This is a genomic window from Microvirga sp. 2MCAF35 (genome assembly GCF_052115545.1).
Taxonomy (GTDB): Bacteria; Pseudomonadota; Alphaproteobacteria; order Rhizobiales; family Beijerinckiaceae; genus Microvirga.
Map to the genome: position 1 here is coordinate 24358 of NZ_JBFRGW010000018.1, position 17426 is coordinate 41783.

The following is a 17426-nucleotide window of genomic DNA, read 5'->3' on the forward strand; positions in this document are numbered from 1 at the left end:
CCATGCGCGAAGCCTTTATCTGCGCCTATGTGCGCACGCCCATCGGCCGTTATGGTGGCTCACTGTCCGGCGTTCGCGCGGACGACCTCGCCGCTGTGCCGCTGACGGCGTTGCGGGAACGCCTCCCGAACCTCGACTTCGAGGCCATCGACGACGTGATCTACGGCTGCGCCAACCAGGCCGGCGAGGACAACCGCAACGTGGCCCGCATGGCGGTTCTGCTGGCGGGGCTGCCAGGCTCGATTCCCGGAACCACCATGAACCGCCTCTGCGGCTCCGGCATGGATGCGGTGATCGCCGCGGCCCGCGCCATCAAGGCCGGCGAGGCGGAGATCATGATTGCGGGCGGCGTCGAGTCCATGTCCCGCGCACCCTTCGTGATGCCGAAGGCCGATACAGCGTTCTCGCGCAATGCCGAGATCTACGACACCACCATTGGCTGGCGCTTCATCAACCCGCTGATCAAGAGCCAATACGGCGTCGATTCCATGCCGGAAACCGGCGAGAACGTGGCGGCGGATTTCAACGTCTCGCGCGAGGATCAGGACGCGTTTGCGCTGCGCTCGCAGAAGAAGGCGGCTGCGGCCCAGGCCAATGGGCGTCTGGCGCAGGAGATCGTGCCGGTGACGATCCCGAAGCGGAAAGGCGACCCGGTTGTGGTCGACAAGGACGAGCACCCGCGTGGCGATACGACCCTGGAGCAGCTCGCGAGGCTTCCGACACCATTCCGCAAGGATGGCACGGTGACGGCCGGCAACGCCTCCGGCGTCAACGATGGCTCGGCCGCGTTGATCGTCGCGTCCGAGGAGGCGGTCCGGAAGTTCGGCCTTGAACCTATCGCCCGCGTGGTCGGCGGAGCTGCTGCCGGCGTTGCGCCGCGCATCATGGGGATCGGGCCGGCGCCCGCGACGAAGAAGCTCTGTGCTCGCCTCGGTCTCAAGCCGACGGATTTCGACATCGTGGAGCTGAACGAGGCGTTCGCCAGCCAGGGCATCGCGGTGCTTCGGGAGCTCGGCATTCCGGAGGACGCGGAGCATGTCAATCCGAATGGAGGCGCCATCGCGCTCGGCCATCCGCTCGGCATGTCGGGCGCGCGCATCACCGGCACGGCGGCGCTGGAGCTGAAGCTCAGGGGCAAGAAGCGTGCGCTCGCCACCATGTGCATCGGCGTGGGGCAGGGCATCGCCGTCGCCCTCGAGGCTGTGTGACGCGGAACTCATCATGACTCGGACGCCCCCGCATCCCGTTCTCCAGGCCCTCGTCGGCGACGAGGAGGTGGGGGCGTTCTTTTCCGACGCGGCGGAACTTGCCGCCATGCTGCGTGTCGAGGCCGCCCTGGCCGAGGCGGAGGCGAAGGTCGGGCTGATCGACCAGGAGGCCGCACGGCGGATCGCGGAGGCTTGTCGTACTTTTCAGGCTGATTGGTCCAAGCTCGCTGAAGGCCTAGCCCGGGATGGCGTGATCGTCCCGGACTTCGTCAGGCAGCTGCGGGCCGCAGTCGGTGAGCCTCATGCCCAATCGGTTCATCTCGGCGCGACCAGCCAGGATGTCATCGATACGGCCCTGATCCTACGCCTCAAGGACGTCATCGAGATTCTCGGGCAGCGTCTCGATACCTTGATCCATGGTCTTGATGCGTTGAAGCGTCGGGATGGAGCGATCCGCCTCATGGCGCATACCCGGATGCAGCAGGCGCTGCCCTTCACGGCGGCGGACAAGATCGACACGTGGGTCCAACCGCTGGAGCGGCACAGGGAAAGCCTGCAGGGTCTCGCGCCACGCCTGCTGGTCGTCCAACTCGGTGGTCCCATCGGCACCCGTGGCGAGCTGAAGGGGCAGGGCGATGCCGTAGCCGATGCCATGGCCGCCGTCCTGGAGCTTGGTCTTGCCCCCTCGTGGCATTCCCAGCGCGACAGGATCGGCGAGTTCGGATCGTTCCTTTCACTGCTCACCGGGACGCTGGGCAAGATCGGCCAGGACATCGCTCTGATGGCGCAGAACGAAGTCGCCGAGGTTCGGCTTGCAACAGGCGGCGGCTCGTCCGCCATGCCGCATAAATCCAATCCCGTACCGGCCGAGGTGCTGGTGACGCTTGCGCGCTTCAATGCCGGAATGCTCGGGACCCTGCATCAGGCGCTGGTTCATGAGGGCGAACGCTCGGGAGCTGCCTGGACGTTGGAATGGATGGTGCTGCCTCAGATGATCGTGTCCGCAGCTGCCGCCTTGGGCAAGGCTCAGGCCCTCGCTGCGACCATGAGTTTCGTGCCATCGAGCGCGATGGGTACGTAGCCGCCCGGCAGAAGACGCGGGACACATCCTCCGATCGGTAGCGTCGGGAGTGAAAGGGCTGTGTTTGTTTCCGGGGCGCCCCCAAGTTCAACACTCTTCAGGTTCTGATACCCTCCCCCGTCATGGCCGGGCTTGTCCCGGCCATCCCGATGCTGTGAAGCGCCGCGCTTTTCCGATCGGGATCACCGGCACAAGGCCGGTGATGACGGGGAGGGCGATGTGGAGAGGTGGTGAGCGATTGCAATGTTCTCACTTTGTTCTTGACAACTCGTGCAACCTTGGCTATATCGTTGCACAGACTGATCCGACGAGGGGCGCGCTTCGCGAGGCGTCGCAAGTTGTGGGATCCGGCACGGTCACGCAGCCGGCGGCAGGAAGCCCTTGGCAGCCTTGTGCTGGTCCAAGTCTAAACGCCTAAAAGAACCGTGCGTGACGAGCAGTTCGGCTCTCACACTCATCACTAGACATCGAGCCGGGCTGCCCATCGTGCCACCCTCGACCACCGGAAAGGCTCGCAGCGTAAGCTGCGGGCCCCAAACCGCTGGCTCTTTGACATCGGACCCATCCCCGTCATCCTGTCCTTGCAAAGGAGAAGGGAAAGTGGCTCGCCACTTCGGGCTGCACCTGCCGGAAACACAGCCCTGCCATCTGAGCATTTGCGATTGTTCTCCGAAAGTCTTAAATCAGCGGCATGTCAGAAGGGCGGGGCCCTTCGCCTCAGGGGTTCAGCTTCATGGCCGTCGTTCTCGACCTCCTCAACAAGGATCAGCGTCCTCGTCATCCGGAAAAGGCGCACCGGCCGGACCAGCCCGTTCAGCAGCGCAAGCCGGAATGGATCCGCGTGAAGGCTCCGGGCTCGCCCAAATGGGCCGAGACCAACCGGATCGTGCGCGAGAACAACCTCGTGACCGTCTGCGAGGAGGCGGGCTGCCCCAATATCGGCGAGTGCTGGGAGAAGAAGCACGCCACCTTCATGATCATGGGCGACACCTGCACCCGCGCCTGCGCCTTCTGCAACGTGAAGACAGGCCTGCCGCAGGCGCTCGACCCGAACGAACCCGAGAGCGTGGCCAAAGCCGTCGAGAAGCTCGGCCTGGAGCATGTGGTTATCACCTCCGTGGACCGCGACGACCTCACCGACGGTGGCGCACAGCATTTCGCCGACGTGATCCATGCCATCCGGGCACGCTCCCCGAAGACCACCATCGAGATCCTGACGCCCGACTTCCTGCGCAAGCCCGGCGCGCTGGAGGTCGTGGTCGCGGCCAAGCCCGACGTGTTCAACCACAATCTCGAAACCGTGCCGTCGAAGTACCTGAAGGTTCGGCCCGGCGCGCGCTATTTCCACTCCATCCGCCTGTTGCAGCAGGTAAAGGAGCTGGATCCGACCATCTTCACCAAATCCGGCATCATGGTCGGCCTGGGCGAGGAGCGGAACGAGGTGCTCCAGCTCATGGACGACCTGCGCTCGGCGGATGTGGATTTCATGACCATCGGCCAGTACCTCCAGCCGACGAAGAAGCACCACCAGGTGATCCGCTTCGTGACGCCGGACGAGTTCAAGGCCTATGAAACCACGGCCTATGCCAAGGGTTTCCTCCTCGTCTCCTCGACCCCACTGACGCGCTCCTCGCATCATGCGGGTGAGGATTTTGCCAAGCTGAAGGCGGCTCGTCTGACGAAGCTCGGCTAGAGATTCGCAGGAGCCTATGCAGCGCATTCTGGTCATCGGCAGCCCGGGCGCGGGCAAGAGCACTCTGGCGAGCCGCCTCGCCGGGCGCCTCGAGTTGCCGCTGATCCATCTCGACCGGGAATATTTCGGGCCCGGCTGGTCCATGCCATCGAGGGCCGAGTGGCGGGAGCGGGTGAAAGCGCTTGCCTCACGGCCGGCCTGGGTCATGGACGGCAATTACGCCAGCACCTTCGACATCCGCGTGCCCCGCGCCACCACCATCGTCTGGCTCGACCTGCCGCGCTGGCAATGTTTCTTGAGCGTGCTCTGGCGGGTGGCGAGAAATTATGGCCGGTCGAGGCCGGATCTGGGAACCGCCGGCCCGGAGCGCTTCGACTGGTCCTTCCTGCGCTGGATCTGGTCCTATCCGGACAAGATGCGGCCGAAGACCCTGCGCATGCTGCAGCGCCTGCGCCCGGACCAACAGGTCCATGTGGTGCGTTCCCGTTCCGACATCCCGGCCCTGGAGGCCGAATTATCAAACCTCAAAGAGGCCGCCTGAGAATGCCGACCTTTCGCACCACGCGTTCCGTCCAGCACAGTCCGGCCCAGATGTTCGCCCTCGTGGCCGATGTGGAGCGCTACCCGGAATTCGTGCCGCTCTGCGAGGACTTGAGAGTCATGCGCCGGGTCCAGAGCGGCGAGGGCATCGAGAGCCTCGTGGCCACCATGTCGGTGGGCTACAAGGCCATCAATGAAACCTTCACGACCCGGGTGACCCTGGACGATCCACGCCGGAAGATCACGGTCGAATACGTGGACGGGCCGTTCAAGTATCTGGAAAACCGCTGGACCTTCCGGGAGATGGCCGGCGGCGGATGCGAGGTGGAGTTCTACATCAACTACGAATTCAAGAGCTTCGCCCTCGGCCTGCTCATGGGATCGGTCTTCGACAAGGCCTTCCGCAAGTTCACCGAAGCGTTCGAGGAGCGGGCGAACGAGATCTACGGGACGCCGTCCAGGGTCCAGGCCGGGGCGCGCACGGCCTGATCAGCGCAGGGCCTGTTCCAGCAGGGACAGGGCATCCTCCACCGCCCGGCGGCGGATCTCCGTCCGGCCGAGATCGCCGTAGCGCCGCTCCAGGTGAACCATCGGGGCTCCCTTGCGGGCGAGGCCGAAATGGACGAGCCCCACGGGCTTCGAGGCCGTGCCGCCGGTCGGACCGGCCACGCCCGTGATGCCGACGGCCACATCGGCCCGGGAATGGCCCAGGGCCCCCTCGGCCATGGCGCGGGCCACGGGCTCGCTGACGGCTCCATGGGCGGCGATCAGGTCCGCAGGCACGCCGATCAGCTCCGTCTTGGCCTCGTTGGAATAGGTCACGAACCCGCGTTCCACCACGGCCGAAGAGCCGGAAATCTCCGTCAGCAGGGCCGCCACGAGACCGCCGGTGCAGGATTCGGCGGTGGCGATCTTCAGGCGCTTTTCCTTGTAGGCGTCCAGCAGCGCCGAGGCGCGGGCCGTCATCTCGGGAGTCATGCGCTCACCTCCGGCAGTCGGATGGTCGCGGCCGCCTGGGCGGCGATACCCTCGGAGCGACCGGTAAATCCAAGCTTCTCGGTCGTCGTCGCCTTGAGCGAGACCTGGTCCAGGCGAAGCCCTGCAATCTCGGCGATCCGCTGCCGCATCGCCTCGCGATGGGGGCCGAGCCGTGGCTTTTCACAGAGAAGGGTAGTGTCGAGATGGTCAACGATGCCGCCGCGCCTGCGGACGAGCTCGACGGCATGGGCCAGGAACCGATCGGAGGAGGCACCGCGCCATTGCGGATCGCTCGGAGGGAAATGAGTGCCGATATCCCCATTCGCGAGAGCTCCGAGCATCGCGTCCGTAAGAGCGTGAAGGATCACGTCCCCGTCCGAATGAGCGAGAACCCCGCGCTCGTGGGGAACCTTGATTCCGCCGAGCCATACATGATCCCCGTCGGCGAAGGCATGGACGTCGAAGCCGGTGCCGAGGCGGGTTACGTAAGCCATTGTATCGCCTTTCAAACGTCGCTCTGCCTCATGAAAATCCGCCGGATGGGTCAGCTTGATGTTGCCGGTGTCGCCATCGAAGACATGCACCGGCAGACCGGCCCATTCCGCCAAGGCCCCGTCATCCGTAAAGGAGTGCAGGCCCGCAGCGGCCGCCTGGCGGTGGGAATCGAGAAGGAGCGGGAAACGGAAAGCCTGCGGCGTCTGCACGGCCCGGAGAGTAAAGCGATCCGGCGTCGAGAGCACTTCGGACTGGTCTCCGATTACCTTGATCGTGTCGGTAACGGGCGTTCCCGGAACCGCGGCGGCCCAGCGGCCGGCGGCAGCGATGGCCCGGTCGATCAGGTCGGGACGGGCGAACGGACGTGCCGCATCGTGGACGAGAACGACGTCCGGGTTCAGGTCGGCCAGGGCTTCAAGTCCATTCCTCACCGAATCCTGCCGTGTCTCGCCCCCATGGACGCATGGCAGAAGTGCGGACGAAGAGGCTGGCAGGACCGAGACGGATTCTTCATAGAGCGCGCGGTCGTCTGGGTGGATGACCACGAGCGTTCGGCGGATATTGCCGTGGGCAAGGAAGACCGACAGCGTTCTCGCCAGAACGGATTGCCCCTGAAGCCTCCGATACTGCTTCGGAATCCCTTCACCGGCTCTTGATCCACGTCCGGCAGCAACGATGAGGGCGGCGACTGACATAAAGGAAGGCCTCTGTGACAAACGCTCTCCTAAGCGTGACACCCATGGAAGGCAAATCCCTGTCGGAAGGGCTTGCGGCTTTCGTCGAATTGGCTATTGATTAGGCACAATGAGTTTTGAACAAAAAATAGGCGCGGGCAGTTTCGACATCGGTCCTATCGGGGTCGAAGCGGCAGCCATTCTTGCACCTTTGTCCGGCGTCACGGATGTCGCATTCCGGCGCATCGCCAAGCGCCTGGGGGCTGGTCTCGTCGTGTCCGAGATGGTGGCTTCGGACGAGCTGGTCCAAGGCTCGGAAGAAGCACAGGTAAGGGCCGAAGGGGGCGGGATCGAGCCTCACGTGGTCCAGCTGGCCGGTTGCGAGCCGCACTGGATGGCTGAGGCCGCCCGAATCGCCGAAGGGGCAGGGGCGCGCATCATCGACATCAACATGGGCTGCCCGGCAAAGCGCGTGATCGGCGGCTATGCCGGGTCGGCGCTCATGCGGGATCTCGACCATGCGGCTCGGCTCATCGAGGCGACGGTGCAGGCTGCGAGCGTGCCTGTAACGGTCAAGATGCGGCTCGGCTGGGATCACGCCACGATCAACGCGCCGGAGCTTGCCCGCCGCGCCGAAAGCTTGGGAGTGCGGGCCGTGACGGTTCACGGCCGGACACGCCAGCAGTTCTACAAAGGACAGGCCGACTGGAACGCTATCGCGGCCGTCGTCCGAGGCGTCCGTATCCCTGTGATTGCCAACGGCGATATCGGCTCGCTCGATGATGCGAGGCGGTGCCTGTCGGCTTCCGGTGCCGCGGCCGTCATGGTCGGACGTTCCGCCGTGGGACGGCCCTGGATCGTCGGCCAGATCGGTGCCACCCTGCAAGGAAAGGTGATCCCCGATCCATCGCCCGAAGAAATGACCGAGATCGCCGTCGAACATTACGAGGGTCTCCTGTCTCTCTACGGAGAAAAAAGCGGGGTCCGCCACGCGCGCAAGCACCTCGCTGCCTATGCCGACGTGGCCATGGCTTCCGGCTTCCACATTCCGCCGAGCATTCGGACCGCGCTCGTCACATCCGAGGAGCCCCGGGCCGTGATGGCCATGCTGCGCTCGCTCTACAGCCGTCAGGATCGGGAAGCGGCATGACGATGACGGGCATGAACGACCTCATCATGAACGCACTGCCGATCCCGATCCTGACCGTCGGGCCGGAGCTGCGCATCGTGCATGCCAATGCGGCGGCCGAATCCTTCTTCGAGATGAGCCTTCGCATGATGCTGCGCCAGAAGCTCAGCGATTTCCTGCCGTTCGGCTCGCCCGTAATGGCCCTGGTGGAGGATGTTCGCCAGCGTGGCTCCAGCGTCAGCGAGCACCGGGTCGACATCGGCAGCCCACGCCTCGGCGCTGAACGCATCGTCGACGTCTCCGCCAGCCCCCTGGGCGACGATAGCGATCATGTGATCGTCATGCTCCAGGAACGGACGATTGCCGACAAGATGAACCGCCAGCTGACCCATCGCGGTGCCGCCCGGTCGATTACGGCCTTGGGTGCCCTTCTGGCGCACGAAATCAAGAATCCCCTGTCCGGCATCCGGGGTGCGGCGCAGCTCCTCGAGCAATCGGCCAGCGAGGACGATCGGCTGCTCACGCGCCTGATCTGCGACGAAACCGACCGGATCGTGAAACTCGTGGAGCGGATGGAGCTGTTCGGCGAGGAAAGGCCGGTGGAACGCGGCCCCGTGAACATCCATGGCGTGCTCGATCACGTAAAGCGTCTCGCGCAGTCGGGCTTTGCCCGGCACATCCGCTTCGTCGAGAACTATGACCCCTCGCTCCCGCCCGTGCTCGGCAATCGCGACCAGTTGATCCAGGTCATCCTGAACCTGGTCAAGAACGCCGCCGAAGCCGTCGGCATCGACGCGCCCGACGGCGAGATCATTCTCTCCACGGCTTTTCGCACCGGCGTCCGGCTTCAGGTTCCCGGCTCCCAGGAGCGGGTCAGCCTTCCGATCGAGCTGAGCGTAATCGACAACGGGCCGGGCATTCCTCCCGAGCTGATGACCGATCTCTTCGATCCATTCGTGACGACCAAGGTCCAGGGCAGCGGCCTGGGGCTTGCCCTCGTGGCGAAGATCGTGGGCGATCACGGCGGCATCGTCGAATGCGAGCCGGCGCCCAGGCGAACCACTTTTCGAATTCTTCTGCCCATGCACCGCGCCGATGACGGGCGCGGGGCCGAATTGTGAGATTGAGCGATGCCTAGCGGACAGATTCTTCTCGCTGACGACGATGCGGCCATCCGGACCGTCCTGAACCAGGCATTGTCCCGGGCAGGATATGAGGTTCGCTCCACCAGCAATGCCGCAACCCTCTGGCGGTGGGTCGCTCAGGGGGAGGGCGATCTCGTCATTACAGACGTGATGATGCCGGACGAGAACGCCTTCGACCTCCTACCCCGCATCAAGAAGATACGTCCGGAGCTGCCGATCATCGTCATGAGCGCGCAGAACACGTTCATGACCGCCATCAAGGCCTCGGAGCGCGGTGCTTACGAATACCTGCCGAAGCCCTTCGACCTGAAGGAGCTTGTGGCGGTGGTCGGTCGGGCCCTGTCCCGTCCCCGGAACGTGCCGACCGGAGCGACGCCGTCACCGGAGAACGAGGACATTCCGCTCGTGGGCCGCTCGCACGCGATGCAGGAGATTTATCGGGCGCTCGCCCGCCTGATGCCGACGGACCTCACGGTGATGATCACGGGCGAGTCCGGTACCGGCAAGGAACTTGTCGCAAAGGCCCTGCACGATTACGGCAAGCGCCGGCAGGGGCCGTTCGTGGCCGTGAACATGGCGGCGATCCCGCGCGAACTGATCGAATCCGAACTCTTCGGCCATGAGAAGGGCGCCTTCACCGGCGCAACTGCCCGCAATACGGGCCGTTTCGAGCAGGCGGAGGGCGGCACGCTGTTTCTCGATGAGATCGGCGACATGCCCATGGAGGCGCAGACCCGCCTTCTGCGCGTCCTTCAGCAGGGCGAGTACACGACGGTAGGCGGAAGGGTGCCGATCAAGACCAACGTCCGCATCGTGGCGGCCACGAACAAGGACCTGCGTGTCCTGATTCAGCAGGGGCTCTTCCGCGAGGATCTCTATTTCCGGCTCAACGTGGTGCCCCTGCGCCTTCCGCCGCTGCGGGAACGGGTCGAGGACATCCCGGATCTGGCCCGACATTTCTTCATGCTTGTGGAAAAGGAGGGGCTGGCCCGCAAGCAGCTCGACGTGGAGGCCATGGATCGCCTGAAGCGGTACCGTTGGCCAGGCAATGTCCGTGAGCTGGAGAACCTCGTGCGACGTCTGGCGGCCCTGTATCCGCAGGACACGATCACGGGAGCGATTATCGATGCGGAACTCGATTCCCAGCCCCTCCTGCCGCCTCAGCCTGCCGGGAAGGCGTCTCAATCTTCCCAGCAGAACGCGGAAGGACTGTCCGATGCGGTCGAGCGGCATCTGAACGAGTATTTTTCGGGCTTCAGGGATACGCTGCCACCTCCCGGTCTCTATCACCGGGTCCTGCGCGAGATCGAAGGGCCTTTGATCGGCGCTGCCCTTGCGGCGACCAGGGGCAACCAGATCCGGGCGGCCGAGCTTCTGGGCGTCAACCGCAATACCCTCCGCAAGAAGGTGCGGGATCTGGAACTCATGGTGGTCCGCTCCAACCGGAGCTGAACCCTGCCTTCTGTAATAATTTGACCACAGTGTTGTGTTGGTGCATCACCCCTTCGGGTGGGGTGTCGAAACGACGGCACCCGATTGGGGGCTTCGGATTTTGACCGACCAGAGCACAATGGAACAACGCGGTTCGTCGGAGACGAGCCATAGCTGGCTCATTTGGGTCGGCTATGTTGCCGTGCCCATGGCCCTTGCCTCGGCTCTGCTCACCTTCCTCATCCTTGCCGGTGCAACGCCGATCCCGCCCACGAACAGCATCGTGCAATGGGTTTTCATCCTGAATGGAATCCTCATTGTCCTGCTCCTTGGGATTGTGGCCTGGCAGTCCCAGAAGCTTATTCGGGCGAGACGTGAGGGGGCGGCGGCCGCAGGACTTCATGTCCGGATCGTTGGACTGTTCACGCTCGTTGCCGGTGTGCCCGCCATACTCATCGCCGGCGCTGCATCGGTGTCGTTCGAACGGGGGCTCGATTCGAGATTGACGAGCACCATCAAGGACTTGATGACGAATACGGTCGCGATAGCCTATTCCTATCGCGAAATGCAATGCCGAACTTTGGCCCGTGAAACCCTCTTGATGGCCTCTGATCTGAGCCGGGCCCTCAACCTTTACGATGCCGACCAGAAGTTCTTTCGCGAATTCATGAGTTCAAGAGCCCGATCATTGGGGCTTCCCGTCGCGATGGTTATCGAGCCCAATGGCGCTATTCTGGAGCGGATTGTGGGCAAGCCACTTCCGGATCTCCCAGAGCCGACTCAGGCAGATCTCGAAGACGTGAACACGGAAGAGCCGATCTGTCTCCTTCCCGGAAACGGCAACATATTGCGGTCCGTTCTCAAGTTGAGCGACAGCAAGGGCCGCATTCTTTACGTGGCTCGCGAAGTCGATCGCCAAGCGATGGAATTCCCGGCCGTGGCCGAAAATGGCGTCGCCTTCTATGCGGCTCTCGACCAGAAAAAGGCCGGGCTCCAGTTCGCCTTCGCATCCATGTTCATATTGATCGCGTTGATCGTCCTGCTGTCGGCCGTCTGGTTCGGGTTGAACTTTGCCAACCGCCTTGTCGCTCCGATCCGGCGTCTCATCCATGCGACGGACCAGGTGGCGACCGGGAATTTCTATGTTCAGGTGCCCGTCCGTCGGGGCGAGGGCGATCTCGGGCATCTGGGCGAAACCTTCAACAAGATGACCTCTGAACTGCGCCGTCAGCACGATGGCCTGACGACGGCCAGCGATCTCATGGACCGGCGTCGGCGGTTCACCGAAGCTGTTCTGGCGGGCGTTTCAGCCGGGGTCATCGGCGTCAATGCGAGGGGGCAGATCACCATCGTGAATCCGTCGACCGAGGCATTGCTCGGCACCCCGCACAAGGAACTCCTCGGCCAGCCGATCACCATGATTCTGCCCGAGGTAGCCCCGCTCGTCGAGGAAATGAGCCAGGGTCGCCAGCGGCTGATGCAGCAGCAGATCCACATTTCACGTAAGGGCAAAGAGCGCACCATCAACGTTCGGGTGACAAGCGAGCAGGCGCGCGGCGGCCAGAGGGACCTCGTCATCACCCTCGACGACATCACGGACCTCGTGCTGGCGCAGCGCACCTCCGCCTGGGCGGATGTGGCGCGGCGCATCGCGCACGAGATCAAGAATCCTCTGACGCCGATCCAGCTTTCGGCCGAGCGCATCCGCCGGAAATACGGCAAGGTGATCACCACCGACCGGGAAGTGTTCGACCAGTGCACGGACACCATCGTGCGGCAGGTCGACGACATCAAGCGCATGGTCGACGAATTCTCGTCCTTCGCCCGCATGCCGAAGCCGACCATCGGCAACGAGGATCTGGCCGAGACGATCCGGCAGGTGGTTTTCATGATGAAGATCGCCAATCCCGAGATCGAGTTCGTCGATCGGGTTCCTCCAGGGGCCCTCATCGCGCCTTTCGACCGCCGCCTCGTCTCGCAGGCCGTGACGAACATCGTCAAGAACGCGACCGAAGCGATCGCGGCGGTGCCGGAGGAAGAGAGGGGGCAGGCGCAGATTTCGGTGCTGCTCGATGACACGCACCCGGATTATCTGATCCTGGCCGTGACGGACAACGGCAAGGGGTTCCCGGTGGAAGGCCGACAGCGCCTTTTGGAGCCCTACATGACGACGCGCGAGGGCGGAACCGGATTGGGGCTGCCGATCGTTGCAAAGATTCTGGAAGACCATGGAGGTGGCATGGAACTCGCCGACAATCCAAACGGCAGGGGTGGGCAGGTTCGCATGTGGATCCCAAAGACGAAACACGTTGTATCGGAGGAGACAGTGGCCGCTTCCAGCCGAACTGACTCCCGCAGGGCAAGCCTATGAGCGCTGATATTCTCGTCGTCGACGACGAAGTCGATATTCGTGAGCTGGTGGCCGGCATTCTCGAGGATGAAGGGAACCGTACCCGCACGGCCGGCACGTCCGATGAGGCGTTAACCGCCATCGAGACCCGGCGTCCCCACCTCGTCTTCCTCGACATCTGGCTGCAGGGAAGCCGCCTCGACGGGCTTCAGGTTCTGGAGATCATCAAGTCCCAGCACCCCGATCTGCCGGTCGTGATGATCTCGGGCCACGGCAACATCGAGACGGCCGTCTCGGCCATCAAGGCCGGCGCCTACGATTTCATCGAGAAACCGTTTAAGGCGGATCGCCTCGTTCTCGTCGCCGAGCGCGCTCTGGAAGCGTCCCGCCTGAAGCGCGAGGTCCGCGACCTGCGTTCGCGTTCGGTCCAGGCCAGCCGCATCGCCGGTCGGTCGATCATCATCAATCAGCTCAGACAGGCGGTCGAGCGGGCGGCGCCGACCAATGCCCGTATCCTGATCACGGGCGCCCCCGGCTCCGGTAAGGAGCTGACGGCCCGGACGATTCACGGCCTCTCGACGCGGGCGAACGGTCCCTTCGTCGTGCTCTCGGCCGCGACGATCACGCCCGACACCATGGAGGCTGAGCTTTTCGGCACCGAAGGTGGCGAGGGCGGCGGGCGGCGGGTCGGAGCCCTCGAAGAGGCCCATGGCGGCACCCTCTACATCGACGAAATCGCCGACATGCCGCGGGAGACCCAGAATCGGATCCTGCGGGTCCTGGTCGATCAGAACTTCCAGCGCATCGGCGGGACGACGCGCGTCCATGTGGATGTCCGAATCGTCTCGTCATCCAGCCGTGACCTTCCCGCGGCCATTGCGGCGGGCCAGTTCCGGGAGGATCTGTTCCATCGGCTCGGCGTCATCCCGATCCGGGTTCCGTCCCTTGCCGAGCGTCGCGAGGATGTGCCGGAGCTGATCGAGTTCTTCATGGAGCAGATCTCGTCCACGACGGGCCTGCCGAAGCGGCGCATCGCCGAAGATGCCATGGCGGTCCTGCAATCCCACGACTGGCCCGGTAACGTGCGTCAGCTTCGCAACAACGTGGAACGGCTGATGATTCTCACCTCGGGGGATCCTGACGCCGAGATCACCGCCGACATGCTGCCGACGGAGATCGGCGCGCTCGTTCCGAGCACCCCGGGTGGGGCGGGTGGCGAGAAACTCATGAGCCTGCCCCTGCGCGAAGCTCGAGAGATCTTCGAGCGGGAGTATCTCCTGGCGCAGATCGCCCGGTTCAGCGGCAATATCTCAAGGACGGCGGAGTTTATCGGCATGGAACGCTCGGCGCTGCACCGGAAGCTGAAATCCCTCGGAATCGGTGGCTAAGGTCACGGCGCCGATGCGGGACGGGCGCTCCTCCCGTCCTATGGGAAGGTCGTAAACGGACAATCCACGGGAAAATATAATCCCAGGGTGGTAGAAGTCTTGGCTGCCTCTTGCCGAATGATGCCGTTCGCCCTGTAATAGATCTGCCGGTCACCGACCGCACGAAAGCGGACAACCATATCCAGGCGGCCCCATAGCCAAGACCGGCGGCGATGGGCTGGCGAGGCAACTTCAATGGCGGGCGATCGCGCGCAGAATCTTCAGGACACCTTTCTGAACTACGTCCGGAAGCAAAAAATTCCCCTGACGATCTTTCTCGTGAACGGGGTGAAGCTTCAGGGCGTCGTTACCTGGTTCGACAACTTCTGCGTCCTCCTACGCAGGGATGGTCATTCCCAGCTGGTTTACAAACACGCCATTTCCACCATCATGCCAGGACAGCCCGTTCAGTTGTTCGATCAGATCGACGAGGCTGGCGAGAAGGCTTGAGGTGACGGAACCACGCAGTCCGGGGGAAGAACGTCTCGCACAGCTTGCGGAACCTGAAAAAGAGGTTGCGTCAGGCACGAGGACGCTCGTTGTTGGTCCGTATCTGACCCGCCGGCGGCGCGGCGCCGTTGAAGCAGACGGCGAGGGGAGCAATCCGCGCCCTCCTGAGGCTCGCCTCGACGAGATCACCGGGCTTGCGCTTGCGATCGACCTGACCATCACCCAATCGCTGATAGCGCCCCTGTCCTCGCCGCGCCCTGCCACTTTCATCGGCAGCGGCAAGGTCGAGGAACTGGCGGGACTGATCCGGGCCGAGGAGATCGGCCTCGTGGTCATGGATTGCGCTCTGAGCCCCGTACAGCAGCGCAACCTCGAAAAGGCCTGGGGAGCAAAGGTCATCGACCGGACCGGCCTCATCCTCGAAATCTTCGGGCGGCGGGCGCGGACCAAAGAAGGCACCCTTCAGGTCGAACTGGCCCATCTGTCCTACCAGAAGGGCCGGCTGGTCCGTTCCTGGACCCACCTTGAGCGCCAGCGCGGCGGCTTCGGCTTCCTCGGTGGCCCGGGCGAGACGCAGATCGAAGCGGACCGGCGCCTCATCCAGGAGCGGATGAGCCGGATCGAGCGGGATCTGGAAAGCGTCGTGAAGACGCGCTCCCTGCACCGTACGAGCCGCCGCCGGGTGCCTTACCCGATCATTGCGCTGGTCGGCTACACCAATGCCGGTAAATCGACCCTGTTCAATCGGATGACCCAGGCCGACGTTCTGGCCGAGAACATGCTGTTTGCGACCCTCGATCCGACCTCCCGCGCCATCGAACTCCCGCATGGCGAGAAGGCCATCCTGTCGGACACGGTCGGTTTCATCTCCGATCTCCCGACTATGCTCGTGGCGGCTTTCCGCGCCACCCTCGAGGATGTGGTCGAGGCCGATGTCCTGCTGCACGTCCGCGACGTCTCGCATGGGGAAACAGAAGCCCAGGCGGGCGACGTCGCCGTCGTGCTGCGGGAGCTCGGCATCGATCCGGACGATACGAGACGCATCGTCGAGGTCTGGAACAAGGCGGACTTGCTGTCGGCGGAGGACCGCGAGCGGCTTGCGACGGCGTCGCACCGGACAGGCGAGGAGAGGCGGCCGATCCTGATTTCGGCCCTGACCGGAGACGGTATTCCCGAGCTTCTCGCAACCATCGAGCAGCACCTGTCCTTGGGACGACCGACTTACGAGGTCGATGTGGCGCCGGAAGACGGGCAGGGCCTCGCTTGGCTGCACGAGAATACCGAAATCCTCGACCGCAAGTCAGAGGAAAACGGGCATACCATCCTCCAGATCCGTCTCGTGGCCGGCAAGGAGCCCCGGTTCCTCAACCGTTTTCCTGACGCCCGCGTTCTATGAGAACGAGCCGGGCTCGCGCTCGGCCAGCTTCGCCGCGACCCAGAGTTCTTCCATCTCTTCGAGCGAAGCCTCGCCAAGGCTCCGGTCGCGCTCCCCGAGCGCCGTCTCGATAGCCTTGAACCGGCGTTCGAACTTGGCATTCGTCCGCCGCAGGGCCTTTTCGGAATCGACCTCAAAATGCCGGGCCAGGTTGGTGACCGCGAACAGAAGATCGCCGATCTCGTCCTCGATCCTGTCCTGCTCTCCGGATGAGGAAGCTTCCTTAACCTCCTCCAATTCCTCGTGGATCTTGTCGATAACCTGCGCGGCCTCGGGCCAGTCGAAGCCGACCTTGGCAGCCTTGGCCGTCAGCTTCTGGGCTCGCGTCAAGGCGGGCAGGGCGGTCGGGATGCCGCCGAGAAAACCCGCTTCGTGAGCCTCCGGCATGTGCCCCATCGTCTCCCGGGCGGCACGCCGTTCCGCCTTCTCCTCGGCTTTGATCGTGTCCCAGAGATTCTTCACGTCCTCGGGCGCCAGATCCCTGATGTCACCGAAGACGTGGGGATGGCGCCGAATGAGCTTTCTCGTAATGGCCTCGACCACGTCGGGGAAGGCAAAAGCCCCCTGCTCCTCCGCCATGCGGGCGTGAAAGACGACCTGAAGCAGCAGATCTCCGAGTTCGTCCCGCAAATCCGCCAGATCGCCCCGCTCGATGGCATCGACGACTTCGTAGGCTTCCTCGAGCGTATAGGGAGCAATCGAGGCGAAGTCCTGCTCCAGATCCCAGGGACAACCGGTTCCGGGCGTCCGCAGGGCCGCCATGATCTCGATGAGTCTCGTGATGTCCTTGGAAGGCTTCATAATGGAATCCCTGGTCCCTTTGACGGTGTCATAGCCTGAGGACAAAACGCCGGGCTAGCTGGATTTGCGCCATTTCCCTGCGTTAGCGGTATAAGGGAGGATGAATGCTTCAGGCTCAAAGAGGATAAGATCATATGAAGGCCCGGGTGAAACTGGTCGATGGCATGATGTTTGTGGGCGAATCCGGCAGCGGCCATGCCGTGGTCATGGATGGGGCGCCTGAATATGGTGGCCGCAATGCCGGCATTCGCCCCATGGAGATGCTCCTGATCGGCCTCGGAGGCTGCACGGCGTTCGATGTGGTCCAGATCCTCAGGAAGGGCCGGGAGAAGGTGACGGATTGCGACGTCGAGGTCACCGCCGAACGGGCGGAGACGGACCCGAAAGTCTTCACGGCGATCCACATCGACTACAAGGTCAAGGGCAGGCATCTTGCACCGGCCAAGGTCGAAAGAGCCATCGAGCTTTCCAAGGATAAGTACTGCTCCGCCTCGATCATGCTCGGGGCCGTGGCCAAGATCACCCACTCCTGGACGGCCATCGACGAAGCCGAGGAGGCGGAAGCCGCCGCCTCCTGAACCATGAGTCT

At 63.8% G+C, this 17426-nt stretch carries 16 protein-coding genes; 13 read left to right on the forward strand and 3 right to left on the reverse strand.

What is annotated here, in order from left to right; translation table 11 throughout:
- The first annotated feature begins 2 nt into the window (after window positions 1–2).
- The 5 genes from pcaF (at window position 3) to AB4097_RS11210 (ending at window position 5011) form a co-directional block, all read left to right on the forward strand.
- A complete protein-coding gene (gene pcaF / locus AB4097_RS11190) occupies window positions 3–1208 on the forward strand; it encodes a 3-oxoadipyl-CoA thiolase (protein ID WP_442039454.1) in 1206 nt (401 codons plus the stop codon).
- A gap of 13 nt (window positions 1209–1221) precedes the next feature.
- Window positions 1222–2289: a 3-carboxy-cis,cis-muconate cycloisomerase gene (locus AB4097_RS11195; protein WP_442039456.1), complete on the forward strand. Its 1068-nt coding sequence runs from the start codon at window positions 1222–1224 to the stop codon at window positions 2287–2289.
- Window positions 2290–3022: 733 nt separating this feature from the next.
- Window positions 3023–3982: a lipoyl synthase gene (gene lipA, locus AB4097_RS11200; protein WP_442039458.1), complete on the forward strand. Its 960-nt coding sequence runs from the start codon at window positions 3023–3025 to the stop codon at window positions 3980–3982.
- A 16-nt stretch (window positions 3983–3998) separates the two neighbouring features.
- Window positions 3999–4523 (forward strand): adenylate kinase, encoded by a 525-nt coding sequence (locus AB4097_RS11205; RefSeq protein ID WP_442039460.1) that lies wholly within the window; start codon window positions 3999–4001, stop codon window positions 4521–4523.
- A gap of 2 nt (window positions 4524–4525) precedes the next feature.
- Window positions 4526–5011, forward strand: a complete 486-nt coding sequence (locus AB4097_RS11210; protein WP_442039462.1) for a type II toxin-antitoxin system RatA family toxin — start codon at window positions 4526–4528, stop codon at window positions 5009–5011.
- Here the strand turns inward: AB4097_RS11210 and AB4097_RS11215 are convergent, their stop codons facing one another.
- Together AB4097_RS11215 and AB4097_RS11220 are read right to left on the reverse strand one after the other, a co-directional pair.
- Window positions 5012–5500 (reverse strand): CinA family protein, encoded by a 489-nt coding sequence (locus AB4097_RS11215; protein WP_442039464.1) that lies wholly within the window; start codon window positions 5498–5500, stop codon window positions 5012–5014.
- Window positions 5497–6690, reverse strand: coding sequence for a bifunctional 2-C-methyl-D-erythritol 4-phosphate cytidylyltransferase/2-C-methyl-D-erythritol 2,4-cyclodiphosphate synthase (locus AB4097_RS11220; RefSeq protein ID WP_442039466.1), 1194 nt, complete (start codon window positions 6688–6690; stop codon window positions 5497–5499). Before AB4097_RS11220 ends, AB4097_RS11215 begins: the two co-directional genes overlap by 4 nt.
- A gap of 109 nt (window positions 6691–6799) precedes the next feature.
- Between AB4097_RS11220 and dusB the strand changes: the two genes are divergently transcribed.
- From dusB to hflX, 7 genes are all read left to right on the forward strand, one after another.
- Window positions 6800–7819, forward strand: coding sequence for a tRNA dihydrouridine synthase DusB (gene dusB / locus AB4097_RS11225; protein ID WP_442039468.1), 1020 nt, complete (start codon window positions 6800–6802; stop codon window positions 7817–7819).
- Window positions 7820–7821: 2 nt separating this feature from the next.
- Window positions 7822–8919, forward strand: a complete 1098-nt coding sequence (locus AB4097_RS11230) for a two-component system sensor histidine kinase NtrB (RefSeq protein ID WP_442039544.1) — start codon at window positions 7822–7824, stop codon at window positions 8917–8919.
- 9 nt (window positions 8920–8928) lie between these two features.
- Window positions 8929–10395, forward strand: a complete 1467-nt coding sequence (gene ntrC, locus AB4097_RS11235; protein ID WP_442039470.1) for a nitrogen regulation protein NR(I) — start codon at window positions 8929–8931, stop codon at window positions 10393–10395.
- Window positions 10396–10513: 118 nt separating this feature from the next.
- Entirely contained in the window at window positions 10514–12745 is a 2232-nt protein-coding gene (locus tag AB4097_RS11240; protein WP_442039472.1) for an ATP-binding protein, read from the forward strand.
- Entirely contained in the window at window positions 12742–14112 is a 1371-nt protein-coding gene (gene ntrX, locus AB4097_RS11245; RefSeq protein ID WP_442039474.1) for a nitrogen assimilation response regulator NtrX, read from the forward strand. The genes AB4097_RS11240 and ntrX overlap by 4 nt, the downstream gene beginning before the upstream one ends.
- 234 nt (window positions 14113–14346) lie before the next feature.
- The gene (gene hfq / locus AB4097_RS11250) at window positions 14347–14601 is read left to right on the forward strand and encodes an RNA chaperone Hfq (protein ID WP_009491222.1); all 255 of its coding nucleotides are present in this window, start codon (window positions 14347–14349) and stop codon (window positions 14599–14601) included.
- Window position 14602: 1 nt separating this feature from the next.
- Window positions 14603–15997: a GTPase HflX gene (gene hflX / locus AB4097_RS11255; protein WP_442039476.1), complete on the forward strand. Its 1395-nt coding sequence runs from the start codon at window positions 14603–14605 to the stop codon at window positions 15995–15997.
- Here hflX and mazG read toward each other — a convergent pair.
- Window positions 15992–16837: a nucleoside triphosphate pyrophosphohydrolase gene (gene mazG / locus AB4097_RS11260; RefSeq protein WP_442039478.1), complete on the reverse strand. Its 846-nt coding sequence runs from the start codon at window positions 16835–16837 to the stop codon at window positions 15992–15994. The genes hflX and mazG overlap by 6 nt on opposite strands.
- Window positions 16838–16971: 134 nt before the next feature.
- Between mazG and AB4097_RS11265 the strand changes: the two genes are divergently transcribed.
- On the forward strand, window positions 16972–17415 hold the full coding sequence (locus AB4097_RS11265; RefSeq protein ID WP_442039480.1) for an OsmC family protein: 444 nt from the start codon (window positions 16972–16974) through the stop codon (window positions 17413–17415).
- Window positions 17416–17426 lie beyond the last annotated feature (11 nt).